The organism is Bradyrhizobium sp., from assembly GCF_047605465.1.
GTDB lineage: Bacteria > Pseudomonadota > Alphaproteobacteria > Rhizobiales > Xanthobacteraceae > Bradyrhizobium.
Genome location: NZ_JASGFS010000005.1, coordinates 24,994 through 39,367, shown reverse-complemented (window position 1 = coordinate 39,367; position 14,374 = coordinate 24,994). Strand labels below are relative to the sequence as shown.

General features: G+C 64.3%; 12 protein-coding genes. 6 read left to right on the top strand and 6 right to left on the bottom strand.

All coding sequences use genetic code 11. The features are described from left to right. Positions 1-9: 9 nt before the first annotated feature. The 4 genes from sufC to QM712_RS06995 all read right to left on the bottom strand — a co-directional run bounded on the left by sufC (position 10) and on the right by QM712_RS06995 (position 4,901). Complete coding sequence (sufC, locus tag QM712_RS07010) at positions 10-762, bottom strand: Fe-S cluster assembly ATPase SufC (protein WP_415022346.1); 753 nt, start codon at positions 760-762, stop codon at positions 10-12. A 132-nt stretch (positions 763-894) separates the two neighbouring features. After that, positions 895-2,391, bottom strand: coding sequence for a Fe-S cluster assembly protein SufB (gene sufB, locus QM712_RS07005; RefSeq protein ID WP_415022345.1), 1,497 nt, complete (start codon positions 2,389-2,391; stop codon positions 895-897). Between the two features lie 125 nt (positions 2,392-2,516). Further along, on the bottom strand, positions 2,517-3,656 hold the full coding sequence (locus QM712_RS07000; RefSeq protein ID WP_415022344.1) for a cysteine desulfurase family protein: 1,140 nt from the start codon (positions 3,654-3,656) through the stop codon (positions 2,517-2,519). Between the two features lie 54 nt (positions 3,657-3,710). Continuing rightward, positions 3,711-4,901 carry an acyltransferase family protein gene (locus tag QM712_RS06995; protein WP_415022343.1) on the bottom strand — a complete coding sequence of 397 codons (1,191 nt, stop codon included), beginning with the start codon at positions 4,899-4,901 and terminating at the stop codon, positions 3,711-3,713. 44 nt (positions 4,902-4,945) lie between these two features. Between QM712_RS06995 and QM712_RS06990 the strand changes: the two genes are divergently transcribed. Together QM712_RS06990 and QM712_RS06985 are read left to right on the top strand one after the other, a co-directional pair. After that, entirely contained in the window at positions 4,946-5,902 is a 957-nt protein-coding gene (locus QM712_RS06990) for a LytTR family DNA-binding domain-containing protein (RefSeq protein ID WP_415022342.1), read from the top strand. Positions 5,903-6,228: 326 nt separating this feature from the next. After that, positions 6,229-6,876 carry an alpha/beta hydrolase gene (locus QM712_RS06985; protein WP_008143006.1) on the top strand — a complete coding sequence of 216 codons (648 nt, stop codon included), beginning with the start codon at positions 6,229-6,231 and terminating at the stop codon, positions 6,874-6,876. 71 nt (positions 6,877-6,947) lie between these two features. On the opposite strand, the gene QM712_RS06980 is transcribed toward QM712_RS06985, so the two are convergent. Both QM712_RS06980 and QM712_RS06975 read right to left on the bottom strand, forming a co-directional pair. Then, positions 6,948-7,625, bottom strand: coding sequence for a glutathione S-transferase family protein (locus QM712_RS06980; protein ID WP_415022341.1), 678 nt, complete (start codon positions 7,623-7,625; stop codon positions 6,948-6,950). Between the two features lie 97 nt (positions 7,626-7,722). Then, positions 7,723-8,826 (bottom strand): anhydro-N-acetylmuramic acid kinase, encoded by a 1,104-nt coding sequence (locus tag QM712_RS06975; RefSeq protein ID WP_415022340.1) that lies wholly within the window; start codon positions 8,824-8,826, stop codon positions 7,723-7,725. A gap of 160 nt (positions 8,827-8,986) precedes the next feature. Here QM712_RS06975 and tyrS point away from each other — a divergent pair, with 160 nt between their 5' ends. The 4 genes from tyrS (at position 8,987) to QM712_RS06955 (ending at position 14,269) form a co-directional block, all read left to right on the top strand. Next, complete coding sequence (gene tyrS, locus QM712_RS06970) at positions 8,987-10,240, top strand: tyrosine--tRNA ligase (RefSeq protein WP_415022339.1); 1,254 nt, start codon at positions 8,987-8,989, stop codon at positions 10,238-10,240. A 56-nt stretch (positions 10,241-10,296) separates the two neighbouring features. Next, positions 10,297-11,544, top strand: coding sequence for an MFS transporter (locus QM712_RS06965; protein WP_415022338.1), 1,248 nt, complete (start codon positions 10,297-10,299; stop codon positions 11,542-11,544). 221 nt (positions 11,545-11,765) lie between these two features. Further along, entirely contained in the window at positions 11,766-12,203 is a 438-nt protein-coding gene (locus QM712_RS06960) for a DoxX family protein (protein WP_415022337.1), read from the top strand. A 374-nt stretch (positions 12,204-12,577) separates the two neighbouring features. Then, positions 12,578-14,269, top strand: coding sequence for a methyl-accepting chemotaxis protein (locus QM712_RS06955; protein WP_415022336.1), 1,692 nt, complete (start codon positions 12,578-12,580; stop codon positions 14,267-14,269). The last annotated feature ends 105 nt before the right edge of the window (positions 14,270-14,374 follow it).

Below are 14,374 nucleotides of genomic sequence, written 5' to 3'. Positions count from 1 at the left end.
AACCAATCCTTACGCAGCATCCTCGAACTGGGCATAGCCGGATGCTTCCAGCTCCAGCGCCAGTTCCTTGCCGCCGCTCTTCACGACCCGGCCCTTCGACATCACGTGCACCACGTCAGGCACGATGTAGTTGAGGAGCCGCTGATAGTGGGTGATGACGACCATCGCGCGCCCGGGCGAGCGCAGCGCATTGACGCCGTCGGCCGCGATCCGCAGCGCGTCGATGTCGAGGCCCGAATCCATCTCGTCGAGAATGCACAGGCTCGGCTCGAACAGGGCCATCTGCAGCACCTCGTTGCGCTTCTTCTCGCCGCCGGAGAAGCCGACATTGACACCACGCTTGAGCATGTCCTGCGGGATGTTCAGCGACTTCGAGACCTCGCGAACCTTCTTCAGGAAGTCCGGCGTCGAATATTCGCTCTCGCCGCGCGCCTTGCGCTGCGCGTTCAGCGCGGTGCGCAGGAAGTTCATGGTGGCGACGCCGGGAATCTCGACCGGATACTGGAACGCCAGGAACACGCCTTTGGCGGCACGCTCCTCGGGAGCCATCTCCAGCAGGTCCTCGCCCTTGAACAGGATCTGGCCGCCGGTGACTTCGTAGCCGGGCTTGCCGGCGATCACGTGGGAGAGCGTCGATTTGCCAGAACCGTTCGGCCCCATGATCGCGTGGATCTCGCCTTCGTTCACGGTCAGCGTCAGCCCATGGAGGATCTCACGTTCCTCGACACGAACCTGCAGGTCTTTCACTTCAAGCAAAGCCATCGTCTTGTTCCATCCATTCCCTCGCCCTGAGGAGCACCGAAAGCGCGTCTCGAAGGGCTGAGGCCAACAATCATTCCAAGGTGCATCCTGCGAGAGGGCCGCCATTGGCGGCCTCCCGGGATGAGGTCCGGATTATCCGACCGATCCTTCGAGCGAGATCGAGATCAGCTTCTGCGCTTCCACAGCGAACTCCATCGGGAGTTGCTGAAGCACGTCCTTGACGAAGCCGTTGACGACGAGGCCGACCGCCTCCTCCTGCGAAAGGCCGCGCTGGATGCAGTAGAACAGCACGTCCTCGGAGATCTTCGACGTCGTCGCCTCGTGCTCGAACGTCGCCGAGGAGTTCTTGGCTTCGATGTACGGCACGGTGTGTGCGCCGCATTTGTCGCCGATCAGCAGAGAATCGCAGGCCGTGAAGTTGCGCGCGCCGGTCGCTTTCCGATGCGCGGTGACGAGGCCGCGATAGGTGTTCTGCGACTTGCCGGCCGCGATGCCCTTCGAGATGATCCGGCTCGACGTGTTCTTGCCGAGATGGATCATCTTGGTGCCGCTATCGACCTGCTGGAAGCCGTTCGAGATCGCGATCGAATAGAACTCGCCGCTCGAATTGTCGCCGCGCAGGATGCAGCTCGGATATTTCCAGGTGATCGCCGAACCGGTCTCGACCTGGGTCCAGGAAATCTTGGAATTGTTGCCGCGGCAGTCACCACGCTTCGTGACGAAGTTGTAGATCCCGCCCTTGCCTTCCGAGTTGCCGGGGTACCAGTTCTGCACCGTCGAATATTTGATCTCGGCGTCGTCGAGCGCGACGAGCTCGACCACGGCGGCGTGAAGCTGGTTCTCGTCGCGCTGCGGCGCGGTGCAGCCCTCAAGATAGGATACGTAGGAGCCCCTGTCGGCAATGATCAGCGTGCGCTCGAACTGGCCCGTGTTGCGCTCGTTGATGCGGAAGTAGGTCGACAACTCCATCGGGCAGCGTACACCCGGCGGCACGTAGACGAACGAACCGTCGGAGAACACCGCCGAGTTCAGCGTCGCGTAGAAATTATCCGAGGTCGGAACCACCGAGCCGAGATATTTCTGAACCAGTTCGGGATGTTCGCGGATCGCCTCCGAGATCGGCATGAAGATCACGCCGGCCTTCTTCAACTCCGCCTTGAAGGTGGTCGCGACCGAAACCGAATCGAAGACCGCGTCGACAGCGATCTTGCGCCGGTTCGGGTCTTCCTCGCCGGGCTTGGGCTCGACGCCTTCGAGCATGGCGACTTCCCGCAAGGGAATGCCGAGCTTCTCGTAGGTCTTCAGAATCTCCGGATCGATCTCATCCAGCGAGGTGACCGTCTTCTTCGGCTTCGGCGCCGCGTAATAATAGAGGTCCTGGAAGTCGATCTTGGGATAGTCGACCCGGGCCCAGGTCGGCTCGGTCATGGTCAGCCAGCGCCGATAGGCTTCCAGCCGCCACTGGAGCATCCAGGCGGGCTCGTTCTTCTTCTGCGAGATGAACTTTACGATGTCTTCCGACAGACCCTTCGGGGCCTTTTCGGAGTCGATCAGGGTCTCAAACCCATAACGATACTGGTCGACGTCGATGCGCTTCACGCGCTCGACCGTCTCTTGTACGGCTGGCATTCCATCCTCCGCTCGCGGTTTCAAGGACCGCGGTGGATCAAACTCGGACGAGTATTACGGTGTGTATTACGATGTTTTTTGGCGGAAAGCACGCGCTTAGAACCGTTCAAGCCGTGTTTCGTCGCTTAGCTCTTAAGTAGGGTATTACCGAGCTTTCGCCAAGCCTCTAACGCCTTATTGATGTCCCCGGGTTCAGTGGACCAGCCCAGACTGAGGCGCACTGCTCCCTGGGCGACCCCAGGATCGAACCCCATGGCGGTTAGGACCTGCGAGGGCTGGACCTTTCCCGAGGAACAGGCCGAACCGGACGATACCGCGATACCTTCGAGGTCAAACCCGATGACCGCGGTCTCGGCCTTCAGGCCCGGCGCCGTAAACAAGGTGGTATTCGGCAACCGCTCGACATCCCCTGAGAACACCGTCGCTCCAGCGATCGACCGAAGGCCGTTTTCCAAATGATTCCTGAGGGTTGCGATCCGGTCCGCATTCTCCGGCAGAGCATGAAGGGCTGTTTTCACCGCCGCGCCGAAGCCGGCTATCCCCGCAACATTCTCGGTTCCCGCCCGTCGGTTGAGCTCCTGACCGCCGCCTCTGAGCACGGGTTCCAATCCCGAAAGTCCTTCGGCGACCACCAGTGCACCGACGCCCTTGGGCCCACCGATCTTGTGTGCAGAAAGAGTCGCAAGGTCGGCTCCCACCGCCTTGATATCGAACGGGATTTTCCCGAGCGCCTGGATCGCGTCGACATGCATGAGACCGCCGGCCTGGTGAACGATGCGGGCTGCCTCGGCAATCGGCTGAAGTGCGCCCGTCTCGTTGTTGGCGGCCATGATCGAGACCAGCGCCGGCGGCCCGCCATCGAGCAGCGCCCCGAGATGGCCGAGATCGACCTGGCCGGAGTGGGTCACCCGGATCTGTCGAATCGCATCCGCAGCGAAACGGCCGCCGGCCAGCACCGAGGCGTGCTCGACCGCCGAGACCAGAAGCCGCTCGACCGGCCCGCCGGATGAACTTCGCAGGCCGGGCGACAGTGCCAGCACATTGGCCTCGGTTCCCGCCGAGGTGAAGACGACATTACGGGGCTGCGCGCCGACCGCCGCGGCAAGCACCGCGCGCGCCTCCTCGACCAGCCGCCGAGCGTCCCGCCCCTCGGCATGGACCGAGGACGGATTGCCGATCAGGTCGTAGGCCGCGAGCATCGCCGACCGCGCCTCGGGGCGCAGCGGCGTGGTCGCATTCCAGTCGAGATAGACGCGGTCGGGCATGCCGCCCTCTTAGCACCTTTTGCCCGCGCGCCAATCGCCACCCGGCCGATGGTGTCAGGCCGGTTGCTGCGCCAAGCCTGCGGGCCGGCGCACCTCCAATCGCAATCCAAACAGCGGCCGCAGCCAGGCGATCCGCCGCACCGCCTCATAGGTGGCAATGCAGGTGAGCACCGTGCCGCCAATCACAATTGCGGCCTCGCCTCCGGCCGACAGGCCGCTTCCCCGCAGCGCATGCGCGATCATGATGATCGCGGTCTGATGCACGATGTAATAGGGAAAGATCGCATCGGTCAGATAGCGCCGCACAGGCCCGTCCGCCGTAAAGTGCCGCCGCGCGAAGCCGAGCACGGCGGCCATGGCGAGCCATTGATAGCAGCCATAGGCCGCGCTCGCGAACCATCTCGGCACAAGCGACGGCGCGAGCAGGCCGGCGCGAACTCCGATGAACAGGGCGAACAGAGTTGCGGCGGCGACCAGCGCGATCCAGCGCTGACGCTCGATGCCGCGCCAGACGCTGTCCTGCTGCGCCAGCAGAAAGCCGATCAGGAACGCCGTCGCGTAGTCCGCGTGGTTGTACCAGTCGCCGAACAGCGCGTGCGTCGACGGGAAGGCCGGGAACAGGAACCGCCGCCAGACCACGAACAGCAGGCAAGGCACGATCAGAACCCAGGGACCGGCGAGCAGCGCGGCAAGCCGCGTTCCCAGCCGATCGGCGAGCGCCGGCCAGGGCCAGAGCAGGCCGACCAGCGCGACGGTGTAGACCCACAAATAGACCACGAACCAGAGATGGTTCCAGGTCGGCAGCACGATGCAGGGATTAGGACAGAACTGCGAACCGAACGCCAGATAGTGCCGGGTGTAGAAATCGGCAAAGCCCGCCGGATAGCCGAGCGCCTCGACGATCTGCAGATAGGACTGCGGCGGTACGATCACGAGCATTCCGAAGACCAGTGGGATCAGAAGCCGTGCCGATCGCGAGCGGATGAAAGCACCGAGATGGTACTTCCGCAGCATGAAGCGGCTGGCAAAGCCGGAAACGAGGAACAACAGTGACAGCCGCCAGGGATTGAGCAGCAGCATCACGGGCTCGAGCCAGGTCAGACGGTGCGCGCTCTTGATGTGAAAATCCCAGGACACGTACAGCATGCCGACGTGGTAGAAGATCAGAAGCCCGAAAGCGCCAATCCTCACCCAATCGAGATCGACGCGCCGTTCCGAAGCCGGGAATTGCTGTGGTGTGGACATGATTTTCTGCTCCTCGACGCGACGCCAGGCACGGTTCTTTGGCCATGGCTGACACCGAAAATGCCTCGCATACGGGGCCTGTCGAGCCGGGTTGGGATCAGGACCGGGAGCGAGGGGACGAGGCGCGGCGCGCCGGGACCAGCGGCGGAGTTTCCGGGAGCAGCGGCAGCGACTGGAAAGTGACTTACAGCGCGATCGCAGTTGTCGCGCTCGCGATCGGAACCGTGAACGCGCTTTCGGGCGCCCAGGATGCGGCCTGGCGCGGCGATCGTTCCGAGTTCGGCCTGCGGCTGTTCTGGGAAATGTCGAGCATCACGGTCATTCTGTTGCTGCTGCCGGTCCTGGTCGCCGCCGTCCGGCACATGCGCCGGGCTTCCGGCCTCGCCCCGCGCGTCGGCATCGGCGCGGCCGCCCTGCTCGGCTTCTCGGCCCTCCACATCACCGGCATGGTGTGGATCCGAAAGATCGTGCTCTGGCTCGCCGGGGACGCCTACGACTTCCACTTCTCGCTCGCGACCGTGCTCTACGAGTTTCGCAAGGACAGCGTGGCCGTTCTTCTGATCGGCAGCACGATCTGGCTGCTGCAGAGCCGGCGCGAGCTGAAGACGGCGGCAATGGCCTCCTCTCCCGGCGCGGCCGCCCCGCTGCAGCCCCCGTCTCCGGATCCGCTGTGGCTGCGCGACGGCACCAGCCGCATTCGCGTTACCGCACGCGACATCCTGTGGGTCACCTCCGCCGGGAATTACATCGAGTACAGCCTTGCCGACGGAGCCCAGCACCTGATCCGGGGGACGCTGGCGGCGGCCGAAGCCGATCTCGCGCGCTTCAATATCGTTCGCGTTCACCGCACCAGGCTTGCCAATCTGGATCGCGTGACCGGCGTCGATCTCAACCCGTCAGGCGATTTCGAACTGACATTCGACACCGGACGGACGCTCGGAGGAAGCCGCCGCTACCGCACGGCGGTTGCCGCGCTCGGCCAGTCCATGCCCCGGCCGTGAATCAGTCGAGCTCAGACGAAATGGTCATGATTCCAAGCGCTTGCCTTGGCAAGCGCCGGCTCTCCCGATCCGCTCCATGACCTCGGCCGCACTCTCGATCGCGCGCTAACGCCTTGAGTTCATTGCCGGATGTTCAAGATGCTTGCTTTTTGACCCTCGGCTCATGTTAGAACGCGCGCGTCAGTTCACCGTGCGCCGCTCGCGCATCATCCGAGGGCGCCGCTCCACCCTTCCATTCGCGGCTTGGTCGGCACGGCTGCCGGCGAAGTCCGCACAGTCGATTGATTGCCGAGAGCCGTCGTCGAAGGATCAATCAAGAGATCATCATGCCTGAAGTTATTTTCGCCGGCCCCGCTGGCCGTCTCGAAGGCCGCTATCACCCGGCCAAGCAGAAGAATGCGCCGATCGCGATGATCCTGCATCCGCATCCGCAATTCCACGGCACGATGAACCATCAGATCGTGTACCAGTGCTACTACGCCTTCGCGCATCGCGGATTTTCCGTGCTCCGCTTCAACTTCCGCGGCGTCGGCCGCAGCCAGGGCTCGTTCGATCACGGCACCGGTGAATTGTCCGATGCCGCAGCCGCGCTCGATTGGGCGCAGACCATCAACCCCGAGGCGCGTGCCTGCTGGGTCGCCGGCTTTTCCTTCGGCGCCTGGATCGGCATGCAGCTCCTGATGCGCCGCCCGGAGGTCGAGGGCTTCATCTCGATCGCACCGCCCGCCAATCTCTACGACTTCTCCTTCCTTGCGCCCTGCCCGTCCTCCGGCCTGATCGTGCACGGCGAGAAGGACGCGGTGGTGCCGCCCAAGGACGTCAACACGCTGGTCGAGAAGCTGAAGACGCAGAAGGGCATCGTGATCGACCAGCAGGTCATCCCCGGCGCCAACCACTTCTTCGACGCCAAGCTCGAGCCGCTGATGGAGACCATCACGGCCTATCTGGACATGCGTCTCGCCAACGTGCGCTGAGCGTCACGTTTCAGAACGGTCTTCCGCAGACGCAGTCCGCGTCTGCCGCGAAGCGGGCCGTCGGCGCGGGCTCAGGCCGCGAGCTTGAGCAGATGCGCGTCGTGGCGCACCAGGAAGGCACGCAGCAATTGCGGATAGTCGGCGCCGACCGCGGTGCGGACGCTCGGGCGATTTGCGAGTTGCGTCCGCCACGCGCGGACCTTCGCGAGGTCACGGAAAATGCCGAGCTCGGTCAATTCATCGAACAGATCGAAATAGCGGAAGACCGGTGCGAACACGGCATCGACCAGGCTGAATTGGTCGCCGGCGAAGTAAGGACCCGAGCCAAGCGCGGCCTCGACACGCGCGAACTTCGCTGAGAGCGCCTGCCGCTTGCTCTCGAACGTCGCCGGATCCGTCGTCGTCTCCAGCCCCCAGAGGTCGCCGAGGACCGCCGAGCCGAACTCCATCCAGGCACGGTGCTCGGCGCGCTCGAGCGCGTCCGCCGGATGCAGCTTGGCACCCGGCTGCGTCTCCTCGATGTATTCGCAGATCACGTTGCTCTCGAACAGCGCGACGTCGCCCTTGTCGGTCGCGACCACCAGCACCGGCACCTTCCCCAGCGGAGACAGCTTGAGGAACCAGTCCGGCTTGTTCGCGAGATCGATGTCGATCCGCTCGAACGGTACTCCCTTCTCCTTGAGCGCGATCACGGCGCGCTGCACGTAGGGACAAAGGGTGTGGCTGATCAGCTTGAGCGAGGCGGTCATGTCGGCGATTCCGGCAATTGGATGCAACTGCATCCAACATAGATGCGCCGGCAAGCACCCGTCAAGATAGATGCAATTGCATTGAGCCGCGATGACCTCAGGGCCGCGCGACCACGCCGCCGGTCATCGGCATCGGCACCCCCGTGGTCGCGGGATAAGACAGCGGGAGGCCCTTCAACCCCCGCGCGGCCAGGAAGCCGAAGGCCTGTGCCTCGATGGCATCGGAAGCCCAGCCGACCGTCTCGGCGGCCTCGACGGTCGCCGATCCCACACGCTCGCGCAGCATCCGCATCATGGTCAGGTTGCGGGCGCCGCCGCCGCAGACGATCCAGCTGCGCGGGCGCCGCGGCAGGAGAGAGATGACGCGGGAAATGGCGGCGGCGGTAAAAGCGGTCAACGTCGCAGCACCGTCGGCCGGAGCCATCTCGCCAAGCTTCAGCGCCGCGAAATCGTTGCGGTCCAGCGATTTCGGCGGCGGGGCTGCGAAGAAGGGCAGCTCCAGCGCCCGGGCGATCCAGGCTTCGTCGGCCTTGCCGAGCGCCGCGAACTTGCCTTCCGCGTCGAACGCCTGGTTCATTCTGCGGTACATGAAATCGTCGAGCAGCGCATTCCCGGGCCCGGTGTCGCAGGCGATCAGCGTATCGGTACCGTCGATATAGGTGATGTTGGAGACGCCGCCGATATTGACCACGACGATCGGCCCCTCGCGCTCCAGCGAATTGGCGAGCGCCCGGTGGTAGACGGGAACGAAAGGCGCTCCCTGCCCGCCGGCCTCGACGTCGGCGGCGCGGAAATCATGCATCACGGGAATATGGATGGCCCTGGCCAGCGCCGGCGCATCGCCGATCTGCACCGTCAGCCGTCTCTCGGGGCGGTGCAGCACGGTCTGGCCGTGGAAGCCCACGATATCGATGTCCTCGGCCTTCATCCGGTGCTGGGCGACGAAGGCAGCCACCGCCTCGGCATGGGCCAGCGTCACCACGCGCTCGGCCTCGGCCAGGATCCCGGGCCGGGCATCGCGTTTCGGGAGGTGGACGGCCTCGCTCAGCGCCCGGCGCAACAGGTCCCGCTCTGCCGGGCTATAGGCCCGGTAGCCGGATGGTCCGAACGCTCGCACCTGCTTTCCGTCGGTTTCGATCAGCGCAACATCCACCCCGTCAAGCGAGGTACCGCTCATCAAACCGAGTGCCGTCAACATCATCTTCGGTCAGCCTCGACGCCCCCTGCCCGGACGCCTGACTTGTATCAATCAAGTACATCTTATAATGCCACAGCGCGCTGTGCTGGGGCAGTCCGGTTGGGGCGGGTTCCGCAACTTGTCGCAATTACCGTAAAATAAGAATGATCAGGCCCGCCGACAGATGACTGCATTTAAATCGGATTTCCTCAACACCCTGCAGGAACGCGGTTTCATCCACCAGTGCTCCGATTTCGAGGGGTTGGACGCGCTCGCCGCCAAGGGCGAGGCGACCGCCTATGTCGGCTACGACTGTACCGCTCCCTCGCTGCACATCGGCAACTACCTCACCATGATGATGCTGCACTGGCTGCAGCAATCCGGAAACAAACCGATCACGCTGATGGGCGGCGGCACCACCATGGTCGGCGATCCCTCCGGCAAGGACGAGACGCGCGCCATGCGCACCGTCGACGAAATCGAGGCCAACAAGGCCTCGATCCGCGGCGTATTCGCCAAGGTGCTGCGCTACGGCGACGGCAACAGCGACGCCATCATGCTCGACAATGCCGCCTGGCTCACCAAGCTCAACTGGATCGAGATGCTGCGCGACGTCGGCAGGCATTTCTCGGTCAACCGCATGCTGACGATGGACTCCGTGCGCCTGCGCCTCGAGCGCGAGCAGGAGATGAGCTTCATCGAGTTCAACTACATGGTCTGCCAGGCCTACGACTTCGTCGAGCTCGCAAAGCGCACCGGCTGCCGGCTGCAGATGGGCGGCTCGGACCAGTGGGGCAACATCATCATGGGCGTCGACCTCGGCCGCCGCATGGGCGCGCACCAATTGTTCGCGCTGACGACGCCGCTCCTGACCACGGCCTCCGGCGCCAAGATGGGCAAGACGGCGCAAGGCGCGGTGTGGCTCAACGCCGACCGGTTCTCGCCCTATGACTTCTGGCAGTATTGGCGCAACACCGAGGACGCCGACGTCGGCAAATTCCTGAAGCTGTTCACGACGATGCCGATGAGCGAGATCAGGAAGCTCGAGGCGCTCGGAGGCTCCGAGATCAACGAGGCCAAGAAGGTGCTCGCCACCGAGGCGACCGCGCTACTGCACGGCCGCGACGCTGCCAACGAGGCAGCCGAGACCGCGCGGCGCACATTCGAGGAAGGCGCGCTGGCGGAGAGCCTGCCCACCGTGGAAGTTCCGCGCGGTGAACTCGAGGCCGGCCTCGGCGTGCTCAACGCCTTCGTCAAGGCGGGTCTCGTCGCCTCCAACGGCGAAGCCCGGCGCCAGATCAAGGGCGGCGGCCTGCGCGTGAACGACGAATCCGTCACCGACGAGAAGATGATGCTGACGGCGGCCCAGTTGACGCCGGAGGGCGTGGTCAAGCTCTCCTTCGGCAAGAAGAAGCACGTCCTCATCAAGCCTGCATAGGCGTATGAGCTTTTGATGCTTGTCAGGACGCGCCGAAGCGCGCTCCCTGACCGGCGATGGATCAAAGCACGCCCAAGGAACAAATTGCGGCCACGCAGCGCGACGCGGTGCGGACGGCACTCGTCGTGCTGGCGCTGTGCTTCATGCTCGCGGTGCTCGGCCGCGGTCTGAGTGAGAGCTTCACGGTCTTCCTCAAGCCGATTTCCGAGAACTTCGGTTGGGACCGCGCCCAGGTCGTCTCAATCTATTCGCTGACCTGGCTCGTGAGCGGGCTGACCGCACCTCTGGTCGGACGCCTGTTCGACCATTCCGGCCCGCGCATCGTCTACTCGCTCGGGCTGCTGCTGCTCGGCTCTGCATTCCTGATCGCGGGCCACGCGCAGCATCTGTGGCAATTCCAGTTGTCGATCGGACTGTGCGTCGGCATCGGCGTCGCCTTCATCGGCAACGTCCCGAACTCGATCCTGCTCGGCCGCTGGTTCGGGCCGCGCCTGCCGACCGCGATGGCGGTGGTGTATTCGGCGATGGGTGGCGGTGTGCTGGCATTGCTGCCGGCATCGCAGCTCCTGATCGACCATCTCGGCTGGCGCGAGACCTACCAGCTGTTCGGATTCATCGCGCTCGGCCTGCTGGTGCCCCTGACGCTCTTGCCATGGCGCCTGTTCGGCTCGGGCTCGCCTCACGTCGTGAAGCGGACCGATCCGGCTTTCGTCGACAACGGCTGGACGCTCCTGAGCGCGATGCGCCACCACGCCTTCTGGGCGCTGTTCTCGACCTTCTTCTTCACCGCCGTCGGCATGTACTGCATCGCGGCGCAGATCGTGGCCTATCTGATCGACGCAGGCTTTCCGCCGCTGCAGGCCGCGACCGCCTGGGGCTTTTCCGGCGTCGTCCTTGTGTTCGGCATGCTCGGCGTCTCCGCGCTCGACGGCCTGATCGGGCGCAGGCCGTCCGTGCTGCTGAGCTACGCGATCTCGATCCTCGGCATCTTCCTGCTCTGGCTGCTTCAGTATTATCCGAACATCATCCTGCTCACGGGCTTCGTCGTCTGCTTCGGCAGCATGATGGGCTCGCGCGGCCCGCTGATCACCGCAACCGCGATGAAGATCTTCCGCGGCGAGCGCGTCGGCACGATCTTCGGCACCATCTCGATCGGCAGCGGCCTCGGCTCGGCGTTCGGATCATGGAGCGGAGGCCTCATCCACGACCTCACACATGGCTATAATCTGCTGCTCCTTTTTGCGCTTGCGAGCGTGATCCTCGGGATGATCCCCTTCCTCATCGTGCCCGCCTTGCGCGAGTAGGTGTTGCCGAAGTAACCTGCACTCCTCGGCGTCACCGGGAAATTACGGACGGCGAGTCTCGATACTTCGTTTGAAATTTTTGCCACACGTGCGGACGCTGGGACGAGCTGCGGTGTTTTGTCCTACATGACGAAAATGTCAGCATGAATTGATCCTGGGCAGCTTGCGGGGTGGAACCGAATACGGTCCAAGTCGCGACATTGGATGGAGGGCGCAAACCAATGAACTTTCCCTATCTCACTCGTTTTCAGCCGGTTCTCTTGAGCCTGTTTCGTTTCATCACCGGTCTCCTGCTGTTCCAGTACGGCATAGCCAAGCTGTTCAAGTTTCCGGTGCTTCCCTACTTCGCCGATATCCCGCCGATCATCTATGTGGCCGGCACGCTCGAATTGGTGCTCGGCGCGACGCTGATGCTGGGCCTGTTCACGCGGCTGTCCGCCTTCATCCTGTCCGGTGAAATGGCGTTCGCCTACTTCATGGGCCACATGCTCAAGACCGGCACGCCAGTGTTCCTGCCGCTGCTCAATGGCGGCACGGCCGCGATCCTGTTCTGCTTCGCCTGCCTCTACATCTCGGCGGCCGGCGGCGGCTCGGTCAGCGTCGATGCGCTGCTGGGCAAGGAAAGCGGCGCGCCCGGCGACGCCTACGCGAGGCGCTGACGCGCAAGGCTCGATCGCAAGATTTCGATCGCAAGCAAAAAAGGCACCGGCTTCCGCCGGTGCCTTTTCAACGCGAGCCGAGCACGTTCCAGATGAGAACGAGGGCTGCGACGAGCAGCACGGACATGATGATGCGGTGAACGAATCGCTTCATTGCCGATCCGTCCAGCCTCGGTGACCGCCAAAGCCCGCAAGCATTTTTCCCGGGACTGCTGACCGCCGAAAGCCGGCGCATGACACTCCGGCTGCACGATTGTGCATGAAGCTGCGGAGCGCGGGCCGCACGGCCTGGGGGCGCTCGCCCACATTCATGATTGGTAAGAACTTCATGTTACCGAGGCCGGGCAATGATCCACATGTCGTAGGGGGCTGCGATGAACATGCTGAGCCATCTGAAAATCCGCACCAAACTCGCCAGCATGGTCTGCCTTGCGGCTCTCACGGTCGCGGCCATCATCGCCGTATCGTCCTTCCTCAGCAAGAGCCGCATGATGGAAGATCGCGTCCAGCAGATGCGGACCGCGGTCGACATGCTCTACAGCCTCGCCCAATCGCTTCAGGACGACGTCGCCGCCGGTAAGCTGACGCAGGCCGACGCCAAGACCCAATTCCATCTGCGCGGCCGGCGCATGAGCTTCAACAACGGCCAGGGCTATCCGGTCGTCTACAACGCCGATACCTCTCTGCTCGTCAACGGCGCCAACCAGCAGCTCGAAGGCAAGATCACCGGCGCGGTCGATTCCAATGGTGTCGTCATCGCCGATGCGATCATCAAGGCCGGCGATCAGAATGGCGGCGGCGTGGCCTCCTATCTCTATCCCCGCCCCGGCCAGACCGAAGCCGTCCGCAAGACCGTCTTCGCGCGCAAGTTCGCCCCGTGGAACGCGACGATGAGCTACGGCCTCTATGTCGACGACATCGACGCCGACGTCCGGGCGCTCACCTTCGAACTCGCCGCAATCGGGGTCGGCCTGATGCTGCTGATGGCCGCACTGTCCTGGCTGATCGCCCGCGACGTGCTCGGTGCACTCGACCGCCAGAAGAACCGGATGCAGGCCATCGCCGATGGCGCCATCGACAAGCCGGTTGAGGAGACCAACCGCGGCGACGAGATCGGCCGCATGGCCGAGACGCTCGAAGTGCTCCGGCAGACCGCTGTGACGGCCCGCACGCTTGAGGCCGAACAGGGCGCGGCGAAGACCCGCAGCGAACAGGAGAAGCGCGACGCGCTGATCGCACTCGCCGACCATTTCGACGCCTCCGTCGGTCAGCTCGTCGGCCTGATGGCCTCGGGCTCGGGCGAGCTGGAGACCACTGCCAAGTCGATGTCGTCGACCGCCGAGGGCACCAACCGCCGCGCCGCCGTGGTCGGTTCGGCCGCGACCGAAGCCAGCCAGCGGGTTCAGACCGTCGCTGCCGCTGCCGAGGAGCTCTCCTCCTCGATCACCGAGATCAGCCGTCAGGTCGCGCAATCAGCCGAAGTCACCGGCCGTGCGGTCGAGAGCGCCCATCGCACCGACACCATCGTCCGCGCGCTGTCCGACGGCGCACAGCAGATCGAGCACGTCGCCGAGCTCATCTCCAGCATCGCCGCCCAGACCAATCTGCTGGCCCTGAATGCAACGATCGAGGCAGCGCGCGCCGGCGAGGCGGGCCGTGGCTTTGCCGTCGTCGCATCCGAAGTAAAATCCCTTGCCGGTCAGACCGCTGAAGCCACCCGCGAGATCGGCGACAAGATCGCCCAGATCCAGGGCGCGACCAAGGAAGCGGTGGACGCGATCGGCGGCATCACCGCCACCATCGAGGAAGTCAGCCGGATCGCGACATCGATCGGTGCTGCGATCGAGGAGCAAGGCGCCGCCACCGCCGAGATCGCTCGCAGCGTTTCGCAGACGGCGGAAGCGACCCAGGAGGTCACCACCAATATCGGCGGCGTCAGCACCGCGGCGAACGAGACCGGCAACGCAGCCAGCATGGTGCTTGCGGCCGCGTCAAACCTGTCCAAGCAGGCCGAGCAGCTTTCCGGCGAGGTCGGCACCTTCCTGGCGGGTGTGCGCGCGGCCTAAGCCGGCGCCACCGCGCCGAGACCTTTGGCGCGAGAGTTTCTGACGATCGTCATGGCCGGGCTCGTCCCGGCCATTTTCGTTTTAGACCGGATGCACGAAACCGCG

Excerpts from the sequence above, each read along its gene's own strand:
- QM712_RS07000 (WP_415022344.1), bottom strand. The coding sequence starts at position 3,656 with ATGCCCGACCGCGTCTATCTCGACTGGAATGCGACCACGCCGCTGCGC.
- QM712_RS06985 (WP_008143006.1), top strand. The coding sequence starts at position 6,229 with ATGCCTGAAGTTATTTTCGCCGGCCCCGCTGGCCGTCTCGAAGGCCGC.
- QM712_RS06965 (WP_415022338.1), top strand. The coding sequence starts at position 10,297 with ATGGATCAAAGCACGCCCAAGGAACAAATTGCGGCCACGCAGCGCGAC.
- QM712_RS06960 (WP_415022337.1), top strand. The coding sequence starts at position 11,766 with ATGAACTTTCCCTATCTCACTCGTTTTCAGCCGGTTCTCTTGAGCCTG.
- QM712_RS06980 (WP_415022341.1), bottom strand. The coding sequence starts at position 7,625 with ATGACCGCCTCGCTCAAGCTGATCAGCCACACCCTTTGTCCCTACGTG.
- tyrS (WP_415022339.1), top strand. The coding sequence starts at position 8,987 with ATGACTGCATTTAAATCGGATTTCCTCAACACCCTGCAGGAACGCGGT.
- sufC (WP_415022346.1), bottom strand. The coding sequence starts at position 762 with ATGGCTTTGCTTGAAGTGAAAGACCTGCAGGTTCGTGTCGAGGAACGT.
- QM712_RS06995 (WP_415022343.1), bottom strand. The coding sequence starts at position 4,901 with ATGTCCACACCACAGCAATTCCCGGCTTCGGAACGGCGCGTCGATCTC.
- QM712_RS06955 (WP_415022336.1), top strand. The coding sequence starts at position 12,578 with ATGAACATGCTGAGCCATCTGAAAATCCGCACCAAACTCGCCAGCATG.
- QM712_RS06990 (WP_415022342.1), top strand. The coding sequence starts at position 4,946 with ATGGCTGACACCGAAAATGCCTCGCATACGGGGCCTGTCGAGCCGGGT.
- sufB (WP_415022345.1), bottom strand. The coding sequence starts at position 2,391 with ATGCCAGCCGTACAAGAGACGGTCGAGCGCGTGAAGCGCATCGACGTC.
- QM712_RS06975 (WP_415022340.1), bottom strand. The coding sequence starts at position 8,826 with ATGATGTTGACGGCACTCGGTTTGATGAGCGGTACCTCGCTTGACGGG.